The sequence below is a fragment of the Kitasatospora sp. NPDC059577 genome (assembly GCF_042735475.1).
GTDB lineage: Bacteria > Actinomycetota > Actinomycetes > Streptomycetales > Streptomycetaceae > Kitasatospora.
The window spans coordinates 95,188-114,104 of the sequence record NZ_JBHWBZ010000024.1 but is presented as its reverse complement, the minus strand read 5'-3'; the positions used below and the strand labels follow the sequence as shown (position 1 = coordinate 114,104).

The 18,917-nt window shown below is 74.7% G+C and carries 21 protein-coding genes; 15 read left to right on the top strand and 6 right to left on the bottom strand.

Features of this window, described 5'->3' with window-relative positions:
• Nucleotides 1–170: 170 nt before the first annotated feature.
• The gene (locus ACFV0O_RS20535; protein WP_380343596.1) at nucleotides 171–464 is read right to left on the bottom strand and encodes a helix-turn-helix transcriptional regulator; all 294 of its coding nucleotides are present in this window, start codon (nucleotides 462–464) and stop codon (nucleotides 171–173) included.
• A gap of 55 nt (nucleotides 465–519) precedes the next feature.
• Nucleotides 520–861: a hypothetical protein gene (locus ACFV0O_RS20530; protein WP_360255412.1), complete on the bottom strand. Its 342-nt coding sequence runs from the start codon at nucleotides 859–861 to the stop codon at nucleotides 520–522.
• Between the two features lie 238 nt (nucleotides 862–1,099).
• On the opposite strand from ACFV0O_RS20530, the gene ACFV0O_RS20525 reads away from it, so the two are divergent.
• Nucleotides 1,100–1,741, top strand: coding sequence for an L-threonylcarbamoyladenylate synthase (locus ACFV0O_RS20525; protein WP_380343593.1), 642 nt, complete (start codon nucleotides 1,100–1,102; stop codon nucleotides 1,739–1,741).
• Between the two features lie 65 nt (nucleotides 1,742–1,806).
• Here ACFV0O_RS20525 and ACFV0O_RS20520 read toward each other — a convergent pair whose 3' ends face one another.
• The 3 genes from ACFV0O_RS20520 to ACFV0O_RS20510 all read right to left on the bottom strand — a co-directional run bounded on the left by ACFV0O_RS20520 (nucleotide 1,807) and on the right by ACFV0O_RS20510 (nucleotide 3,765).
• Nucleotides 1,807–2,226, bottom strand: coding sequence for an SsgA family sporulation/cell division regulator (locus tag ACFV0O_RS20520; RefSeq protein WP_360255407.1), 420 nt, complete (start codon nucleotides 2,224–2,226; stop codon nucleotides 1,807–1,809).
• 229 nt (nucleotides 2,227–2,455) lie between these two features.
• Nucleotides 2,456–3,121, bottom strand: coding sequence for a hypothetical protein (locus ACFV0O_RS20515; RefSeq protein WP_380343591.1), 666 nt, complete (start codon nucleotides 3,119–3,121; stop codon nucleotides 2,456–2,458).
• 140 nt (nucleotides 3,122–3,261) lie between these two features.
• Nucleotides 3,262–3,765, bottom strand: coding sequence for an N-acetyltransferase (locus tag ACFV0O_RS20510; protein WP_380343588.1), 504 nt, complete (start codon nucleotides 3,763–3,765; stop codon nucleotides 3,262–3,264).
• Nucleotides 3,766–3,869: 104 nt separating this feature from the next.
• Between ACFV0O_RS20510 and ACFV0O_RS20505 the strand changes: the two genes are divergently transcribed.
• Nucleotides 3,870–4,439: a hypothetical protein gene (locus ACFV0O_RS20505; RefSeq protein WP_380343586.1), complete on the top strand. Its 570-nt coding sequence runs from the start codon at nucleotides 3,870–3,872 to the stop codon at nucleotides 4,437–4,439.
• An 18-nt stretch (nucleotides 4,440–4,457) separates the two neighbouring features.
• On the opposite strand, the gene ACFV0O_RS20500 is transcribed toward ACFV0O_RS20505, so the two are convergent.
• Entirely contained in the window at nucleotides 4,458–5,372 is a 915-nt protein-coding gene (locus ACFV0O_RS20500) for a hypothetical protein (protein ID WP_380343584.1), read from the bottom strand.
• A 230-nt stretch (nucleotides 5,373–5,602) separates the two neighbouring features.
• Between ACFV0O_RS20500 and ACFV0O_RS20495 the strand changes: the two genes are divergently transcribed.
• The 13 genes from ACFV0O_RS20495 to hypF all read left to right on the top strand — a co-directional run bounded on the left by ACFV0O_RS20495 (nucleotide 5,603) and on the right by hypF (nucleotide 18,914).
• Nucleotides 5,603–6,736 (top strand): FAD-dependent oxidoreductase, encoded by a 1,134-nt coding sequence (locus tag ACFV0O_RS20495; RefSeq protein ID WP_380343581.1) that lies wholly within the window; start codon nucleotides 5,603–5,605, stop codon nucleotides 6,734–6,736.
• A gap of 148 nt (nucleotides 6,737–6,884) precedes the next feature.
• Nucleotides 6,885–8,579 carry an enoyl-CoA hydratase-related protein gene (locus ACFV0O_RS20490; protein ID WP_380343578.1) on the top strand — a complete coding sequence of 565 codons (1,695 nt, stop codon included), beginning with the start codon at nucleotides 6,885–6,887 and terminating at the stop codon, nucleotides 8,577–8,579.
• Between the two features lie 133 nt (nucleotides 8,580–8,712).
• On the top strand, nucleotides 8,713–9,759 hold the full coding sequence (locus ACFV0O_RS20485; RefSeq protein WP_360255392.1) for a hydrogenase expression protein HypE: 1,047 nt from the start codon (nucleotides 8,713–8,715) through the stop codon (nucleotides 9,757–9,759).
• Between the two features lie 84 nt (nucleotides 9,760–9,843).
• The gene (locus tag ACFV0O_RS20480; RefSeq protein ID WP_380343575.1) at nucleotides 9,844–11,631 is read left to right on the top strand and encodes a nickel-dependent hydrogenase large subunit; all 1,788 of its coding nucleotides are present in this window, start codon (nucleotides 9,844–9,846) and stop codon (nucleotides 11,629–11,631) included.
• Nucleotides 11,628–12,095 (top strand): thioredoxin, encoded by a 468-nt coding sequence (locus tag ACFV0O_RS20475; RefSeq protein ID WP_380343572.1) that lies wholly within the window; start codon nucleotides 11,628–11,630, stop codon nucleotides 12,093–12,095. Before ACFV0O_RS20480 ends, ACFV0O_RS20475 begins: the two co-directional genes overlap by 4 nt.
• Entirely contained in the window at nucleotides 12,092–12,739 is a 648-nt protein-coding gene (locus tag ACFV0O_RS20470) for a DUF5947 family protein (RefSeq protein WP_380343569.1), read from the top strand. The genes ACFV0O_RS20475 and ACFV0O_RS20470 overlap by 4 nt, the downstream gene beginning before the upstream one ends.
• Nucleotides 12,736–13,380, top strand: a complete 645-nt coding sequence (locus ACFV0O_RS20465; RefSeq protein ID WP_360255383.1) for a DUF6084 family protein — start codon at nucleotides 12,736–12,738, stop codon at nucleotides 13,378–13,380. The genes ACFV0O_RS20470 and ACFV0O_RS20465 overlap by 4 nt, the downstream gene beginning before the upstream one ends.
• A complete protein-coding gene (locus tag ACFV0O_RS20460) occupies nucleotides 13,377–14,762 on the top strand; it encodes a hypothetical protein (RefSeq protein WP_380343567.1) in 1,386 nt (461 codons plus the stop codon). The genes ACFV0O_RS20465 and ACFV0O_RS20460 overlap by 4 nt, the downstream gene beginning before the upstream one ends.
• Nucleotides 14,759–15,265, top strand: coding sequence for a hydrogenase maturation protease (locus tag ACFV0O_RS20455; RefSeq protein ID WP_380343564.1), 507 nt, complete (start codon nucleotides 14,759–14,761; stop codon nucleotides 15,263–15,265). Before ACFV0O_RS20460 ends, ACFV0O_RS20455 begins: the two co-directional genes overlap by 4 nt.
• Nucleotides 15,259–15,363, top strand: coding sequence for a DUF6893 family small protein (locus ACFV0O_RS20450; RefSeq protein ID WP_380343561.1), 105 nt, complete (start codon nucleotides 15,259–15,261; stop codon nucleotides 15,361–15,363). Before ACFV0O_RS20455 ends, ACFV0O_RS20450 begins: the two co-directional genes overlap by 7 nt.
• A gap of 67 nt (nucleotides 15,364–15,430) precedes the next feature.
• A complete protein-coding gene (gene hypA, locus ACFV0O_RS20445; RefSeq protein ID WP_360255376.1) occupies nucleotides 15,431–15,808 on the top strand; it encodes a hydrogenase maturation nickel metallochaperone HypA in 378 nt (125 codons plus the stop codon).
• 5 nt (nucleotides 15,809–15,813) lie between these two features.
• On the top strand, nucleotides 15,814–16,599 hold the full coding sequence (gene hypB / locus ACFV0O_RS20440; RefSeq protein WP_380343557.1) for a hydrogenase nickel incorporation protein HypB: 786 nt from the start codon (nucleotides 15,814–15,816) through the stop codon (nucleotides 16,597–16,599).
• On the top strand, nucleotides 16,596–18,914 hold the full coding sequence (hypF, locus tag ACFV0O_RS20435; protein ID WP_380343554.1) for a carbamoyltransferase HypF: 2,319 nt from the start codon (nucleotides 16,596–16,598) through the stop codon (nucleotides 18,912–18,914). Before hypB ends, hypF begins: the two co-directional genes overlap by 4 nt.
• Nucleotides 18,915–18,917: the final 3 nt, after the last annotated feature.

The window sequence follows — 18,917 nt, the reverse complement described above, 5'->3', positions numbered from 1 at the left end:
CGCCGGCGCCCCCCCAAATGTAAAAGACCGCCACGGCCACAACAACTAACACAAAAACCCCCCCCCCCCACACAACACCCCACGCCAGGCCCTGCGCCCGGCCAAGGCACAAACCACCCCAACCCCCCACCCCCCCCCAACCCCCGTGCAGGCCCGTGCGCCGACCGGTCTCAGCGCAACAGCACGCCGAGCAGCTCGGCGATGGTCGGACCGGCGTCGGCCGGGTGCCGCAGCTGCTTGCCGTCCATCACGCTGTAGTGGTTGGCGCGGCCGCGCCGCTCGTGCGTGAGGTAGCCGGCCTGCTCCAGGTCGGCGATGATCCGCTGCACGGCGCGCTCGGTGAGCAGGCACTGAGCGGCGATGTCACGCACCCGGATGCCGGGGTCGCGCGCGATCTGGACGAGGACGCGGGCGTGGTTCGTCAGGAAGGTCCACTGCCGCGCCGTGGCCGGGCCGTTTTCCACGGTTCAAGGATAGGGGCGTCGGACCGTGCCCCGGATCCGCCGCCGGGGTCGGCCGTCAGGGGCACTCCTCGTGCAGCCCGCAGAGCCAGGCCAGCGCCTGGTGGGCGCCGAGGACGTAGGCGTGGTCCGTTCCCTGGGTCAGGGCCCGGCGCAGTCGTACGGCGGCGGCCTGGCACTCCGTCAGCAGCTGCGCCCGGCAGGGTTCGGCCGTGCCGACGGCGGCGGTGGCGGTGACGGGTGCGGCGATCTGGGCCCCGGCGGCCCACCGGTAGGCCCCCAGCACGCCGTGCTCGAACCCGGTCCACGGCCGGGGGCGCCGGTTGGCCGTGTCGATCGCGGCGAACACCTCGTCCAGCGGGCGCACCCCCACGGCCGGGATCGTCTCGTCACTGGTCATGTGCGCAACCTACGTCCGCCCGGGGCCGCCCGCCCCCGGTGACGCCGCCCGGCCCGGTGCGGCAGCCGTCCGGTCCACCCGAGCGGCGGCGGGCCGTCGCGGCGCGGGGCCGGACCGGCGCGGGGCCCGGCGGGTGCGCCCGCCCCCGCCCGGTAGTCTGACCGGGTCGTGCCCGGCCGGTGAGGTGGCCGGGCCGGATGGACGGTGCGGGCCGGCGGCCCGCCGGTGGAGAACCCTGATGACTCGTCGTTTTGACTGCTCGGACGCGTCCGAGCGCGCAGCCGGGCTGCGCGAGGCCGTGGCCGCGGTGCGCCGCGGCGAACTCGTCGTGCTGCCCACGGACACCGTGTACGGGGTGGGTGCGGACGCGTTCGCGCCGGAGGCCGTGGCCCGTCTGCTCGCGGCCAAGGGCCGGGGACGCAACATGCCCTCGCCGGTGCTGGTCGGCTCCCCGGAGGGCCTGGACGGCCTGGTCGAGGTGACGTCGCGCGCCCGGGACCTGGTGGCCGCGTTCTGGCCGGGCGGGCTGACCGTGGTCGCCCGTCACCTGGCATCGGTCGAGCTGGACCTCGGCGAGACCGGCGGCACGGTCGCGGTCCGGATGCCCGCGCACCCGGTCGCCATCGAACTCCTCGGCGCCACCGGTCCGTTGGCGGTCTCCAGCGCCAACCTGACCGGGCACGACTCCCCGCAGGACTGCGACGCCGCCCAGGGCATGCTGGGCGACTCGGTGGCCGTCTACCTCGACGGCGGCCCGACCGCCGCCGCCGTGCCGTCCTCGATCGTCGACGTCACCGGCGAGGTGCCCGTCCTGCTGCGTGCGGGCGCGATCAGCGCCGAGCGGCTTCGCGAGGTCGTCCCCGACCTGCGGGAGCGCTGAGCCTCCCGGCCGGCGCGCGGCGGCTGATCCCGCCCGCGCCCGGGCCCCGGCCGTCCGGCGGCCGGTCAGTCGTCCGAGAGCAGTCGGATGAGCGCGGACTCGACGTCCAGGTGCTCGGACTCGGATCCGGCGGGCACCAGGGTGAAGGACTCCGAGAGGAAGGCCGTGACGTCCTCCTCCTGGGCGCTGAGGACGGCCTCGCCGGTGGGCCCGCGCAGGGTGATGAGCACCTGGCCGTCATGCCCCGGGCTCACCCGGACGTCACCGCTGCCGGCAGGGGCGTGCCGGCCCTCGTTCAGCAGTTCGCGGCTGAAGTACCAGCACACCCCGGCGTCCACGGCCACGCACTCGCACGGGGCCAGCGGGAACGCCAGGCAGGCCGCGTACGGCAGGTCCGGATCGAACCGCAGCTCAGCGACGACCGGCACGTCGGGCAGTGGGCTGTCGGGGAAGGTGACGGGCACCGAGTGGACGGGCATCTGCATCGAACGACCCTCCTGAGGTCCTGACGCCGGCCCCGCGCGGGCCGGCGCCCCTGTTCGGCGCCTACCCGGCACCCCCCTGCGCAGTCCGCGGTCGTGGAACTTCCACAACTTCCCCGCACACCGGCGTGCATCACCCGGCGCGGAGCGTGCCGACGGGCGCGTCGGCAGTGGCAGTGGCAGTGGCAGTGGCAGTGGCAGTGGCACCGGCACCGGCACCGGCAGTGGGCGGTCAGGCCCCGCAGAGCCTCCCGAGCTGCGCCGAGTCCGCGTCGATGTCCGTGATCACCGGGTCGGGGTCGGCCATGACCATGCCGTTCAACCGGAAGCCCAGCTCCTGGAACTCGGCGGCCAGGCGGCGGATCGTCGCGCCGACCGCGCCCTGTGCGTCCAGGCCGGCGCCCATCAGGTCCTGGTAGGCCTGGCCGGCCGCGGCCGCCCGGCTGCCGCGGCTGCTCCCGGCGTTGCGGCGGTACGCGGCCAGCGCCGCCTCCGCCACGTCGCAGCCGCCGGGCCGGACCGCCGGGAGCGGCGGCTGGGAGACGGGGTCGGGGGTAGGGCTCCGGACCGGTGTCGGGCTCGGTGCCGGGGAGGGGGTGTCGGGCTCCGGTGACGCGGTGGGCGTCGGGACCGGGGACGGGACCGGTGTCGGGCTCGGGTCCGGCCGGGGTGCCGGGGCGGGGAGCGGGTCCGGTGGCGTCGGGTCCGTGGTGGTGGCCACCGGGGTGGCCGGGGGCGGCGCCGGTGCGTCCGGCGGCATCAGGTAGGCGACGAGGGCCACGACCGCGGCCACCGCGCCCGCGATCGCCCCCACCGCTCCCCAGTCCGGGCGCGGGGTCCGCGCGGGGCCCGGGCCGGGCGGCCGCGCGGGTGGCTCCGTCGTTTCGCTGTCCGTCATGTCCTCATCGTGGGGCGCCGCTCCGGGCCTCGTCCAGGACACCGCGCGCTGACCTTCCTGAACCCGAACTCCTGCTCGTGCCGGGTCCGTTCGTCGCGCCCAGGCGCGGCGGCGCACGGTCACGGCGGCGCCGGGGGGGCTCAGACGGTGACGGCCGCGGGCCGGGCCAGCCACTCCTTCCAGGACACCTGGTGGCCGATCAGGCAGGGCTCCCGGAACGGCCACTCCTCGGCGATCCAGCGCGGGACGAGCGCGTCCAGCGCCCGCTCAAGCTCGGTGCCCACCCGGTCGTCCACCACCCACCAGGAGATCTCGGCGTCCGCGCCGGCCTTCTGCGGCGGGTCGATGTAGACGCAGCCGAGCAGGACCGTCTCCGCCTCGTCGAACAGCGCGTAGTTGAACGACTCGTGGGCGGCGATCTCCCGCTCGTGCCGGATCAGGTCGTCGAGGTCCTGCTGGTAGGTCATGGTGGCGGCCGGCCAGCCCCAGGCCTCGCCGTAGACGGACCAGAGGCGCTCCCGGGAGCCCATCACGGCGGGGTAGTCGAGCTCGGTGTCCGTCCCGGCGATCGGGCGCAGGTGGTGGCCGCCGCCGGGGAGCGGCACGTGGACGGGGTGGACGAAATCGGCAGGCAACCAAGTCATGGGGCCGGAGACTAGCCCAGCGGGGCCGTCGCCCGCCGCGAATATCGTGACGTGCACGAGCGGCCGGGGTGACGCCGGGTCGGCCGCCGGGGCATCATCGCCGGATGACGACGATCAGGACCAGGTGGGGGCGCCTCGGGATGCCGGCGGTGGCGGCCCTGGCCGTACTGGCGGCGGGGTGCGGGACGGAGCACGTGGACGCGCCCGGCGGGGCGGGCGCGCCGCCGCCGACGAGCGCGGGCGCGGTGCCCGGCGGGGCGGCCGACTTCCCCTGTCCCGGGGAGACCCCGACCAGGACCCCGGCGCCGAGCACGAGCAGCGCCGCCCCGACCGGCCCGCCCCTCGACCACTACGCCGAGAACCACGCCTTCAAGGCGCCGCTCCCGTTGCACGGTCGGTACCGCTGCGACGGCTTGGCGGCCGTGCGGCGGATCGAGGCCGCCCTCGAACCCGTCCGGGCCGGCCGGCGGGCCGACCCGGAGACGATCCGCGGGGCGCTCGTCGGCCTCGGCTATCCGGCCGGGAAGGTGAAGGTCCAGCCCGGGGGCGACTTCCTGGTCGACGCCACCGGGCTCTGTCTGTCGGGCTCGACGAGCGGCGGGAGGACGACGGTGCAGGCCTTCGCGGGCTACGCGGACGGCACCGGCTGCGAGGAGCCGCGCGGCGGCCACTGACCGGAGCCGTCCGACCTCTCAACGCCCCTGCGGCGGAACGCCGTTGTCGCCTGCGCCTGCGCCCGCGCCCTTGTCCAGCGACAGCGGCGGCCGCACGTCGGTGTCGGCAGCCTCCGCCTCGACGGCCGGCGTCGCTTCGGGATCGGTCTGCTCGATGCGCCGCAGCAGCCGGGCGACGGAGTCGGTGCGTTCGCGCAGGACCACGACCCGGGCGGCGTCGGTGGGCTCGGCGAGCTCGTCGACGGGGAGTACCGGGATGCCGCGGCTGCGGGCGGTGGCGATGAGGCTCTCGCCGGCCCGGTCGCTCACGACGAGTGTCGCGGCGGCGAACGCGCCCGCGTCCAGGGTGCGCTGCCGTCCGAGCAGGCCGCGGTACACGATGCGTGCCGGGACGGTCAGTTCGTCCAGGCGCTGGTCGGCCGCGCCGCGTTCGAGGGCGGCGAGGACGACGGTGGCCAGCGCCTCGGCGGCCTTGGTGACGACCCATTTGCGGCCGGGCACCGGCGGGAGGAACTCGCGGATCCGGTCCACCTCGTGCTCCAGGGCGGTGGTGGTCAGCACCTCGAAGGCGTTGCGGGTGCGGATCTCGGCGACCTTGTCCCACTCGACCTCCTCGCCGTCGAAGCCGACCTTCGACGGCCCGAGGTGGACGGCGCCGAGGCCGTCGAGGAGCCCGAGCAGCTTGTGCACGACCGCCGGGGTCAGGGGGTGGCGCCCGATCAGGGTGCCCACCGACAACTTCCACGGCTCGGTGGCGGGCACCAGGGGCGGCGGGACGGACGTGAGGGCGGTGTGCGCCCACCGCCCGCCCGCCGCCGCTCCGCGTCCGCCCCGCAGCACGGCCTGCCGGCCCGCCTCGCCCAACCCGGCCGCCGCCCCCGTCGCCGCCCCGACCAACCGTCCCAGACCGCCCACCAGCTCGCCCCCGCGCACGTCCCGTTCCTCTCCCCGTACCGCTGTTCCGGAGCTCGATGCTACGGGTCGCGCGGCCCCGTCCCGCCCCGGCCGTCGACGGTGACGTTTGTCATGCGGTTCCGGCCACAGAACTCACTGACACCGGGTCGGTGCCCTGCGGCAGGCTCGACCCGTACCGGGAGGACCGGCGGGACGCACGAGCGGACGCACGGCCGGGCGCAGGACCGGACGGAATCAGGGGAGCGGACATGAAGGTACTGGTGGCCGGGGCCGGACTCGGCGGGCTCTGCCTCGCACACGGGCTGCTGCGGGCGGGCGTGGACGTCCGGGTCCACGAGCGGGAGGACGGCCCGCACAGCCGCTACCAGGGCTTCCGGATCGCCCTGAACGCACACGGCCTGGCCGCTCTGCACGCGTGCCTGCCGGAGCGGCTGCACGCCCTGCTGGCGGCCGTCTCCGGTCCGATGGCGGGCGAGCGGCGCGTCGTGGACGGGCAGTTGCGGGAGATCCGCCGGCTCGGCGCGGTGGACGAGGGCACGGCCACCGACCGGTACGTGCTGCGCCAACTGCTGCTGGCCGGCCTCGGCGACCGGGTCGAGTTCGGCAAGCCCGTGGTCGGCTACACCGAGCGGGCCGACGGTACCGTCGAGGCGCACTTCGGCGACGGCACGGGCGCGGTCGGCGACCTGCTCGTGGGTGCGGACGGCGTGGGCTCCGCGGTGCGCCGGCAACTGCTGCCCGGGGCCGAGGTGGTCACCGTCCCCGGCAACGCCGTCCTCGGGCGCACCCCGCTCACCGAGCGGTCCGCCGCGCTCGTCCCGGGCTTCGGCACCGTCGTGCACGGCACCGGCGCGAGCATGCTGCTCGGCCGGATGGAGTTCCGCCGCCCGCCCCGGCTCGCGGCCGCCGAGCTGGCGCCCGACGTCCGGCTGCCCGACACCGGGAGCTACCTGCGCTGGGTGCTGATGCTGCCCGGCGCCCTGCCCGCGGGCCCGAGGGCGTGGGACGCGGTCCGGGACGACCTGCTCGCCGTGCTCGACGGCTGGCACCCGGACCTGGTCGACCTCGTCCGCCGCGCCGACGTCGTCAACAGCTCGCCCCTGACCGTCCGTTACGCCGAGCCCGTGCCGCACTGGGACGGCAGTCGCCGGGTCACCCTGCTCGGCGACGCGATCCACACCATGCCGCCGAGCGGCGGCCAGGGTGCCAACACCGCCCTGCGCGACGCGGCCCTGCTGGCCCGCACGCTCACCGCCGTCCAGCACGGCACGGCCGAACTCCCGGACGCCGTCGAGCAGTACGAGCAGCGGATGCTCGAATACGGCTTCGCCGCCGTCGCCGAGAGCCTGGAGCGTCTGCCGGACTTCACCCCCGCGCGCTGAGCCCGCCGGGGCGGCCCCCTCGCCGGGCCCGCGGGCTGACCGCCGCTCGGGTGAACGGGCGGCGCGGCACGCGGCGCCGACCGGGGGACCCGCCGGAGCGGGGGCGATGATCTGCGGGTTCCCGGCCGCCCGCACCCCGGAGGCAGACATGCGGATCCTGCTCCTCGCCAGCGCGTTCAACAGCCTCAGCCAGCGCCTCCACGCCGAACTGCGGGACCGGCGGCACACCGTGGACGTCCTGATCGCCGGGGACGGCGAGGACCTGGGGGAGTCGGTCCGCCGACTGCAGCCGGACCTGCTGCTGGCGCCGATGCTGCGCACCGCGATCCCCGAGGACGTCTGGTCGACGCTCACCTGCCTGGTCGTCCATCCCGGCCCGCCCGGCGACCGGGGCCCCTCCTCGCTCGACCGGGCGGTCCAGGAGGGCGTGGCCGAGTGGGGCGTGACGGTGCTGCAGGCCGAGGCGGAGATGGACGCCGGGCCGGTCTGGGCGCACGAGCCCTGCCGGCTCGCCGAGCGCGGCAAGAGCGACCTGTACCGCAACGAGGTCGCCGACGCCGCCGTCCGGGCCGCCCTGCTCGCCGTCGAGCGCTTCGCCTCCGGTGCGTACGCGCCGCAGCCGCAGCACGGCCCCTCCTGGTGGGAGCCGGTCCGGGTCCGCCCCTTCCTGCGCCAGGCGGAACGCCGGATCGACTGGGCGGCCGACTCCACCGCGACGGTCCTGCGCAAGCTGCGCGCGGCCGACTCCCAGCCCGGGGTGCTCGACGTGCTGGGCGACGGTGACTGGTACCTGCACGGCGGGCACCCGGAGCCGCTGCTGCGCGGCCGCCCGGGCGAACTGATCGCCACCCGCGCCGGGGCGGTGTGCCGGGCCACCTCGGACGGCGCGGTGTGGATCCCCGAACTCCGGCGCCGGCGCGCGCCCGGCGGGCCCGCGACCTTCAGGCTCCCGGCGGTGACGGCGCTCGGCGCCCTGCTGCCGCCGCTGCCGGAGGTGGCGGCGCCGCTGATGGCGGACGAGGGCGGGCAGCGGCCCGGCTGGGCGGACATCGAGTACCGCGAGGAGGGGCCGGTCGGTTTCCTGCGCTTCTCCTTCCCCGGCGGCGCGATGGCCACCGACCACTGCCGCCGCCTGCTGGAGGCGTACCGCTTCGCGCTGCGCCGGCCGACCTCGGTGCTGGTGCTCGGCGGCGGCCGGGACTTCTTCTCCAACGGCATCCACCTCAACGTCATCGAGGCCGCGCCGGACCCGGCCGACGAGTCCTGGGCCAACATCACCGCGATGGACGACCTGGTCGGCGAGGTGCTCACCACCACCGACCGTCTGGTGGTCGCCGCCGTCGGCGGGAACGCTGCGGCCGGCGGGGTGATGCTGGCGCTGGCCGCGGACGAGGTGTGGTGCCGCCGGGGTTCCGTCCTCAACCCGCACTACCGGCTGATGGGGCTGTACGGCTCGGAGTACTGGACCTACAGCCTGCCGCGCCGGGTGGGCGCGGCCCGGGCCGCACGGCTGACCATGCAGGCGCTGCCGGTGTCCGCCGAGGCGGCCGAGCGGATCGGCCTGGTCGACCGCGTCCTCGACTGCGGGCCGGGGGAGTTCGGGCCGGGCGCGGCCCGGCTGGCCGGGCTGCTCGCCGCCTCGCCCACGACCCAGCGCCGGATCGCGGCGAAGAAGGCCGCGCGCGAGGCCGACGAGCTGGTCAAGCCGCTCGACGCCTACCGGGAGGAGGAGCTGGCGGTGATGCACCGGCAGTTCTTCACCCCCGAATCGCCGTACCACGCGCTACGGGCCGCGTTCGTCCGCAAGCGCCCCGTGCCCGCAGGCCTCCTCGCCACGACGTGACCCGAACGGTCCCGTCCGGCTTGCGCGGCCAGGGCGCCCCCGGCGGCCCTCCGGACCGGCGCCCGGACCGGACTGTTGCTATGACTGTGTTCGAGCCATTTCGTCCGGCTCCCATCCCCGAGGAGGCATCCTCATGGGTGCTGCAACAACCGACACCGACGTGGTGCACATTCTCTGGATCAACGCCGGCCTCAGCTGCGACGGCGACTCCGTCTCGCTGACCGCCGCGATGCAGCCCAGCATCGAGGAGATCGTCACCGGCGCGCTGCCCGGCCTTCCCAAGGTCGCGGTGCACTGGCCGCTGATCGACTTCGAGTGCGGCCCGGTCCAGGGCGCGGACAACTTCGTCGAGTGGTTCTTCAAGGCCGACCGCGGCGAGATCGAGCCGTTCGTGCTGGTCGTCGAGGGGTCCATCCCCAACGAGAAGATCAAGGAGGAGGGCTACTGGTGTGGCTTCGGCGACGACCCCGCCACCGGCCAGCCCATCACCACCAGTGAGTGGCTGGACCGGCTCGCCCCCAAGGCGACCGCCGTGGTCGCGATCGGCACCTGCGCCACGTACGGCGGGATCCACGCGATGGCCGGCAACCCGACCGGTGCGATGGGCGTGCCGGACTACCTGGGCTGGAACTGGAAGTCCAAGGCCGGGCTGCCGATCGTCTGCGTGCCGGGCTGTCCGATCCAGCCCGACAACTTCGCCGAGACGCTCACCTACCTGCTGTACCAGCTGGCCGGCTCCGCGCCGATGATCCCGCTGGACGACAAGCTGCGGCCGGCCTGGCTGTTCGGCGCCACCGTCCACGAGGGCTGCGACCGCGGCGGCTACTACGAGCAGGGCCAGTTCGCCACCGACTACGGCACGCCCGAGTGCCTGGTGCGGCTCGGCTGCTGGGGACCGGTCGTCAAGTGCAACGTCGCCAAGCGCGGCTGGACCAACGGCATCGGCGGCTGCCCCAACGTGGGCGGCATCTGCATCGCCTGCACCATGCCGGGCTTCCCGGACAAGTTCATGCCCTTCATGGACCCGCCGCCCGGCTCGCGCGTCTCGACCAACGCGAGCAGCGCGTACGGCTCGCTGATCCGCCGACTGCGCGAGATCACGCTGAAGACCGTCGACAAGGAACCGAAGTGGCGCCACAGCGGACGCCACCTGACCACGGGCTACCGCCCGCCCTGGTGACGGCCGGAGGGCCGCACACCACCCGGTGTGCGGCCCGCCGCCCGCCGCCCCCGCCCCCGTTCAGAGAAGGACACGACAGACACGATGGCAACACCGACGACCAGGGCGGCCGGCGACGGCAGCGGCCTGACCGAGATGTCCTGGGACCCGATCACCCGGATCGTGGGCAGCCTCGGCATCCACACGAAGATCGACTTCAAGCAGAAGCGCGTCGCGGAGTGCTACAGCACCTCCTCGGTGTTCCGCGGCTACAGCGTCTTCATGCGCGGCAAGGACCCGCGCGACGCGCACTTCATCACCAGCCGGATCTGCGGGATCTGCGGCGACAACCACGCCACCTGTTCGGTCTACACCCAGAACATGGCGTACGGGGTGAAGCCCCCGCACCTCGGCGAGTGGATCATCAACCTCGGCGAGGCCGCCGAGTACATGTTCGACCACAACATCTTCCAGGAGAACCTGGTCGGGGTCGACTACTGCGAGAAGATGGTCCGCGAAACCAACCCCGGCGTGCTCGAACTCGCCGAGCGCACCGAGGCGCCGCACGCCGGCGACCACGGGTACAAGACCATCGCCGACATCATGCGCTCGCTCAACCCCATCGAGGGCGAGTTCTACCGCGAGGCGCTGCAGGTCAGCCGGTACACCCGGGAGATGTTCTGCCTGATGGAGGGGCGCCACGTGCATCCCTCCACGCTCTACCCGGGCGGCGTCGGCACCGTCGCGACGGTGCAGCTGTTCACCGACTACCTGACCCGGCTGATGCGCTACGTCGAGTTCATGAAGAAGGTCGTGCCGCTGCACGACGACCTCTTCGACTTCTTCTACGAGGCCCTGCCCGGCTACGAGGAGGTCGGCCGGCGGCGCGTCCTGCTCGGCTGCTGGGGCAGCCTCAACGACCCGGACCACTGCGACTTCACGTACCGCAACATGACGGACTGGGGTCGGCGGATGTTCGTCACCCCGGGCGTCGTCGTGGACGGCAAGCTCGTCACCAACGACCTCACCGAGATCAACCTCGGCATCCGGATCCTGCTCGGCAGCTCCTACTACGAGGACTGGCAGGGCAAGGAACTCTTCGTCACCCACGACCCGTTGGGCAACCCGGTCGACCCCCGGCACCCGTGGAACCAGCACACCATCCCGCAGCCGCAGAAGCGGAACTTCGACGACAAGTACAGCTGGGTGATGTCCCCGCGCTGGTTCGACGGCAAGGACCACCTCGCCCTGGACACCGGCGGCGGCCCGATCGCCCGGCTCTGGTCCACCGCGCTGTCCGGGCTGGTCGACATCGGCTACGTCAAGGCCACCGGGCACAGCGTGCTGATCAACCTGCCCCGCTCGATGACCAAGCCCGAGGTCACCTTCGAGTGGAAGATCCCGCAGTGGAGCAACGCCCTCGAACGCAACCGCGCCCGCACCTACTTCCAGGCCTACGCGGCCGCCGCCGCCCTGCACTTCGCCGAGAAGGCGCTCGACGAGGTCCGCGCCGGGCGCAGCCAGACCTGGGAGCGCTTCGAGGTGCCGGACGAGTCGATCGGCTGCGGCTTCACCGAGGCGGTGCGCGGGGTGCTCTCGCACCACATGGTGATCCGTGACGGCAAGATCGCCAACTACCACCCGTACCCGCCCACCCCGTGGAACGCCAGCGTCCGCGACAGCTACGGCACACCCGGCCCGTACGAGGACGCGGTGCAGAACACCCCGATCTTCGAGGAGAACTCCCCGGAGAACTTCAAGGGCATCGACATCATGCGCGCGGTGCGCAGCTTCGACCCCTGCCTGCCCTGCGGCGTGCACATGTACGTCGGCGGCGGACGCACCGTGCAGACCATGCACGTGCCCACCGGCCTCAGCGGGCTCACCGCATGACGGCCGAGCAGACCGGGCTGCGGATCCAGGAGGCCCTGGACGCCCTGGCCGGCAGCGGAGCCGAGCAGGCGGGCGAACACCTCGTCCGCGACCTGATGGACTTCTACGGCGAGGGGCTGGCCAGGATCGTGCCGGCACTGCCCCCGCCCACCCTGGGCCGGATGCTGGACGACCCCGCGGTGGCCGCCGTCCTGCTCCTGCACGACCTGCACCCCGAGGACGTCACCGCGCGGATCGACCGGGCGCTCGCGACCCTGCCCGAGCGGGTCGAGGTGCTCGGCTTCGACCCGGGCACCGGCGTGCTGCGGCTGCGCCGCACCGCCTCCGGCTGCGGCTGCGCGGAGGGGGACGTCGAAGCCGTCCTCGCCTGCCACGCACCCGAGGTGACGGCCCTGGTGCTGGAGCGCTCCCCGCAGCTGCTGCAGATCGGCACCCACCCGCCGCAGACCGCGGAGGTGCGATGAACACCCGCCGGATCTCCCGCGACGGGACCGCCCTGCTGCGCCGACTGCGCGAGCCCGCGCCACCGCGACCCGAGCAGTGCGGCTTCTGCGGCCACGACCTGCCCGCCGGCCACCGCCACCTGGTGGACGTCGAGGAACGCGCCCTGGCCTGCACCTGCACCGCCTGCGGCCTGCTGTTCCAGCAGCCCGGCGCGGCCGGCGGCCGCTTCCGCACCGTGCCGGACCGCTACCTCGCCGACCCCGACGGCGGGCTGGACGAGCGGGCCTGGTCGGTGCTGGGCATCCCGGTCGGCACCGCGTTCCTGTTCCGCAACGCGCTGCTGGACCGGCTGCTCGCGTTCTACCCCGGGCCGGCCGGCGCCACCGAGAGCGAGGTGGACGAGGACGCCTGGGACCGCGTCCTCGGCGACAGCCGGCTGGCCGCCGCCCTGGAACCGGACGTGGAGGCGCTGCTGCTGCGCCGCACCGACGGGCAGGTCGCATGCTTCCTGGTGCCGATCGACGTCTGCTACGAGCTGGTCGGCCGACTGCGGCGGTGCTGGCACGGCTTCGACGGCGGCGCCGAGGCGCGGGCCGAACTCGACGCGTTCTTCGAGCGGTTGGCCGACCGGGCCCGCCCGCTGCCCTCGGCGGTGACGGCGTGACCGCACTCGCCTTCGCCTGCACCGGAGTGCGGTCCGACCCGTACGCGGCCGCGCCGACCCTGGTCTTCCGGCTGCGGATCACCGCGCCGGCCGGGACCCGGGTGCACGCCCTCGCCCTGCGGTGCCAGCTGCGGATCGAACCTGGTCGCCGGTCCTACGCCGAGCCCGAGGGCGAGCGGCTGGCCGACCTGTTCGGCGAACGGGAGCGCTGGTCGAACACGCTCAACCCGATCCAGTTCGCCACCGTGCCGCTGCTGGTGCCCGGCTTCACCGGCGAGACCGAGACCGACCTGGTGGTGCCGTGCAGCTACGACTTGGAGGTCGCCTCCGCCCGCTACTTCCGGGCGCTCGACGGCGGGGACGTGCCGCTGCTGCTGCTCTTCTCCGGCACCGCCTTCGCCGGCCCCGGCGGTTTCCAGGTCACCCCGGTGCCCTGGGACAAGGAGGCCGCGGTGCGGATGCCGGTGCGGGTCTGGCGGGAGGCGATCGACCAGCACTTCCCCGGCTGCGGCTGGCTGCGCCTGCCCGACGACGTGATGGACGAGCTGCTGGCCTACCGCTCCCGGCGGGCCCTGCCCTCCTGGGAGGCGACGGTGCGTGAACTGCTCGCGGCGGTCGCGGTCGAGGAGGTGGCCCGGTGAGCGGCTTCCCGGCCGGGATCGAGCGCGGCTTCGCGGCGGCCCGGCAGATCGCCGACGCGGTGCTGCTGGAGGGCTACGTGCTCTACCCGTACCGCGCCTCGGCGGCCAAGAACCGGCTGCGCTGGCAGTTCGGCGTCCTGGTGCCGCCCGAGTACACCGCGCAGGGCGGCGAACACTCGCACCAGCGCACCGAGTGCGTCATGGAGGCGCGCGGCGAGGACCGGCTGGCGGTCGAGCTGCGCTTCCTCCGGGTGCAGCGGCGCACCGTCGAACAGGCCACGCCCACCGGCGGGTTCGAGCCGGTGGAGCGGCTCGAACTCGCCGACCGGGTGCTCGTGGAATGGGACGAGGGCGTCGAGGAGCGGGTCGAGGTCCTGGTGTCCGTGGAGGAGCTGGCCGGCGCCGGGGTGCAGCGGGCGTTCCGGCTGCCGGGCGTCGGCGAGACCGAGCTGCTGCGGGAGCACGGCACCGCCGTCGGACGGCTGGTGCGGCGCCGCGAGCAGGTCGACGGCCTGGTGCGGCTCACCGTCGAGGACCTGCCCGGCCCGTACCGGGCGCAGCGGCTCACGGCGGTGGTGGAGAACGTCTCCGCCTGGATGCCGCCGCGGCGGGCGAGCCGGGAGGAGGCGCTGCCGCGCTCCCTGGTCTCCGCCCACCTGCTGCTCGGCCTGGAACACGGCCGGTTCGTCTCGGCCACCGACCCGCCCGAGTGGGCCCGCCCGGCCGTCGAGCGCTGCCGCAGCCGGCACACCTGGCCCGTGCTGGCCGGGCCGGAGGGCGAACGCGGAGTCGTGCTGTCCTCGCCGATCATCCTGGAGGACCACCCGAAGGTCGCCCCGGAGAGCCTCGGCACCCTGTACGACGCCACCGAGATCGACGAGATCCTGGCCCTGCGCACCGCGGCCCTGACCGAGGAGGAGAAGCGGGAGGCCCGGGGCACCGACGAGCGGGCCGCGGCCGTGATCGACCTCGCGGACTCCATGCCGCCCGAGGTGCTGGAACGCCTGCACGGCGCGATCCGCGGGCTGCGCGACCTCACCGGCGGCGCCGACGCGGACCAGCCCTGGTGGGACCCGGGCAACGACCCGGAGGTCGACCCCGAGCGGGACCGGGTCCTGGTCGGCGGCCACGCCGTCGGCGCCGGCAGCCGGGTCGTGCTGCGGCCCGGCCGACGGCGCACCGACGCCCAGGACCTCTTCCTGGACGGACGCACCGGCGTGGTGGAGGCGGTGCTGCACGACGTCGACGGCTCGGTGCACCTGGCCGTCACCGTGGAGGACGACCCGGGCGCCGACCTGTGGCGGGCGCAGGGGCGGTTCCGCTACTTCCAGCCGGACGAGGTCACCCCGCTGGACGCCGACGACCGGGTGGAGGAGTCGTGAAGCGCGCATCGGTGCTGGTCGCCGGGGTGGGCAACATCTTCCTCGGCGACGACGGGTTCGGCGTGGAGACCGTGCGGCGGCTCGCCGCGCACCCGCTGCCGGACGGCGTCGAGGTGGTCGACGTCGGCGTGCGCGGCGTGGACCTGGCGTACCGGCTGCTCGACGGCCACCGGACCGCCGTCCTGGTGGACGCCACCTGCCGCGGCGGCGCGCCCGGCACCGTCTACCTCATCGAGGCGGACGGCGAGCAGCCGGAGGCTCCGCTGCTGGACGGCCACCGGATGGGGCCGGACGCCGTGCTCGCGCTGCTCGCCACGCTCGCGGCCGGAACCGGCGGCGAGCCGCCCGGGCGGGTGCTGGTGGTCGGCTGCGAGCCGGCCTCGCTGGAGGAGGGCATCGGGCTGAGCGCCCCCGTCGCCGCCGCGGTCGAGGAGGCGGTCCAAGTGGTCCTGCGGGTCGTGGACGAGGCCACGCAACCGGAGAGGGAGACAACACCATGCTGAGGAAACTGTTCTGCACGGCCCTGCTGGTGGGGATCGGCGCACTGGTCTGGCAGAGCCTGCCGGACCTCAAGCGGTACCTGCGGATCTCGCGGATGTGAGCCGCGCCTTGTAATGGGGCGCGCCTCGCAACGCCACCCGTCGCCGACCGCCGTGGGAAGGGAACCGATGCACGAGATGTCGATCGCCGCCGCCGTCGTCGAACAGGTGGACGCGGCCGCGCGCGACCACGGCGCCCCCGGGGTGGCGCGGGTGCGCCTGCAGGTGGGCGAGCTGGCGGGCGTCGTCCCGCAGGCCCTCGACTTCTGCTTCGAACTGGCCTGCGCCGGAACGCTGGTGGAGGGTGCGGTGCTGCACACCGAGGCCGTCGAAGCCCGGGCCCGGTGCACGCCCTGTGACACCGAGTGGGCCGTCGGCATGCCGCCGGACCTCGGCTGCCCGAGCTGCTCCGGCGGCGGCGTGGAGCTGCTGTCCGGACGCGAGCTCCAGATCCTCGACGTCGAGTGGGCCGAGCGCCCGGACGTCCCGGCCGAACAGAAAGGCTGATGCCGATGTGCCGCACGGTCGACCTCCGGCAGGCGGTCCTCGCCCGCAACGACGACAGCGCCCGCGAGCTGCGGGCGGCCCTGGCCGCCCGGGGGACGGTCGCGGTCAACCTGCTCTCCAGCCCCGGCAGCGGCAAGACCGCCCTGCTGGAGGCCGAGTTGGGGCTGGCCCGGCAGCGCGGGGTGCCGGTCGCCGCGCTGACCGCCGACCTCGCCACCGAGAACGACGCGCTGCGGCTGGCCCGTTCGGGCGCGCCGGTCAAGCAGGTGCTCACCGACGGGCTCTGCCACCTGGAGGCGCGGATGCTCGCCGGGCACCTGGACGGCTGGCTGCCGCAGGACTGCCGGCTGCTCTTCGTGGAGAACGTCGGCAACCTGGTCTGCCCGGCCTCGTACGACCTCGGGGAGTCCCTGCGGGTCGTGCTGGCCTCGGTGACCGAGGGCGAGGACAAGCCGCTCAAGTACCCGACCGCGTTCGGGCTGGCGAACCTGGTGCTGGTGACCAAGACGGACCTCGCCGCAGCGGCCGAGTTCGACGAGGCCGAGTTCACCGCGAACGTCCGACGGGTCAACCCCGGGGTGGAAGTGGTGCACACCTCCGCCCGTACCGGTGACGGCGTCGGGTCGCTGCTGGAGCGGGCGCTGGCCGTGCTGGACGGTGCCGAGCCGCACCGGCCGGTGATGGCCGCCGCGGCCCCCGGGCACGGGCACGGGTACGACCACGACCGCGGGCATGGGCACGGGAACGACGGCCACGACCACGGGCACGCGGTGGTCGGGGAGGCCCCGTGACGGTCGGGCGTCCCGAACCCGTCCGGGAACGGCGGCGGGTCGCCGTCCGCGGCCTCGTCCAGGGCGTCGGCTTCCGGCCCTTCGTCTTCACCCTGGCCGACGAACTCGGCCTGGCCGGCAACGTCACCAACAACGGCGAGGGCGTGCTGGCCGAGGTCGAGGGCAGCCGCGAGGCCGTCGAGGCGTTCTGCCGCCGGGTGGCCAGCGACGCGCCGCCGCTCGCCCAGGTGGCCTCCGTCGAGCACGCGCCGCTCGCCGCCACCGGCGCCACCGGCTTCGCCATCACCGCGTCCCGGACCGACGGACCTCGGGCCACCCTGATCCCGCCCGACGTCGCGATCTGCGCCGACTGCCTCGCCGAACTCGCCGACCCGGCCGACCGCCGCCACCGGCACCCGTTCATCAGCTGCACCAACTGCGGCCCCCGGCACACCATCGTCACCGGCCTGCCGTACGACCGCGCCAACACCACCATGGCCGGCTTCCCGATGTGCGCGGACTGCGCCCGGGAGTACACCGACCCGCGCGACCGCCGATTCCACGCCCAGCCGGTCGCCTGCCACGCCTGCGGGCCGCGGCTCGCGCTGACCGTGCCCGGGCGCACCCGCCTCGCGGGCGAGGCCGCACTCACCGGAGCCCGTCGGCTGCTCGCCGCCGGCGCGGTCCTCGCTGTCAAGGGCATCGGCGGCTACCACCTGGCCTGCGACGCCCGCGACAGCGGAGCCGTCGCCCTGCTGCGCCGCCGCAAGCGGCGCGGTGACAAGCCGTTCGCACTGATGGCCCGTGACCTCGCCACGGTCGAGGCGCTGCTGCCGCTCGGCCCGGTCGAACGGGAACTGCTCACCGGACCGGTCCGGCCGATCGTCCTGCTGCGCCGCGCCGGCACGCCCTCGCCCGCGTTCGCGGCGGTCGCCCCGCGCAGCCCCGACCTCGGGGTGATGCTCCCGTACACACCGCTGCACCACCTGCTGCTCGCCGCGCCCGGGCCCGACCTGCTGGTGATGACCAGCGCCAACCTCTCCGGCGAACCGATCGTCACCGACGACCGGGAGGCGCTGGACACGCTCGCCCCGCTGGTCGACGGCTGGCTCACCCACGACCGGCCGATCCACGTGCCCTGCGAGGACTCGGTGGTGCGGGTGGTGGACGGCGAGCAGCTGCCGCTGCGCCGCTCGCGCGGGTACGCCCCGCTGCCGCTTCCGCTGCCGGTGCCCGTCCGCCCGGTGCTGGCGGTCGGCGGTGACCTGAAGAACACCTTCGCGCTGGCCCGCGACGGCTACGCCTGGCTGTCCGGCCACATCGGGGACATGGACGACCTGGCCACGCTGCGCGCCTTCGACCGCGCGGTGGACCAGCTCGGCACGGTCAGCGGGGTGCGGCCCGAACTGCTGGTCACGGACCGGCACCCCGGCTACCGCTCGGTCCGGCACGCCGAGCGCGCCGCCGCCGGCCGGCCGGTGCGCCGGGTGCAGCACCACCACGCGCACATCGCCGCGGTGATGGCCGAGCACGGCCTCGACGGCGGCCGGCCGGTGCTCGGCCTGGCCTTCGACGGGACCGGCTACGGCGAGGACGGCGCGATCTGGGGCGGCGAGGTGCTGCTGGCGGACTACGACGGGTTCCGCCGCCTCGCCCACCTCGCCTACGTCCCGCTGCCCGGCGGGGACGCGGCGGTCGAGCGCCCGTACCGGACGGCGCTGGCGCACCTGCGCGCCGCCGGTCTGCCCTGGACCGCCGGACTGCCGTCGGTCCAGGCTTGCCCGGCGGAGGAACTCCGCCTGCTGGAACGACAGTTGGAGCGCGGTCTGAACACCGTGCCGACCTCCAGCATGGGCCGTCTCTTCGACGCCGTCTCCTCGCTCGCCGGGATCTGCCAGCGGGCCGGGTACGAGGCCCAGGCGGCGATCGAACTGGAGGCGGCCGCAGTCGGGTCGCGGGCGGCGGAGGGCTACCGGTTCGGGCTGCTGGTGCGCGACGGCGGCTGGATCGCCGACCCGGCGCCGGTGCTCGCGGCGGTGGTCGCCGACGTGACCGCGGGCACGCCCGTCGGACTGGTCGCCGCACGCTTCCACACCGCGGTGGCCGAGCTGGTCCGGCGGGTCTGCGCGGCCGTCCGGGAGCGGTACGGCACCACCGCGGTGGCGCTCAGCGGCGGAGTCTTCGCCAACGCCCTGCTCTCCTCGGCCTGTGCGCGCGGCCTCGGGGAGGACGGCTTCACCGTGCTGCGGCACCGCCGGGTGCCGCCCAACGACGGAGGGCTGGCACTCGGCCAGCTGATGGTGGCCGCCCGCGCGGCGGACACCCGGGAGGAGTGAGAG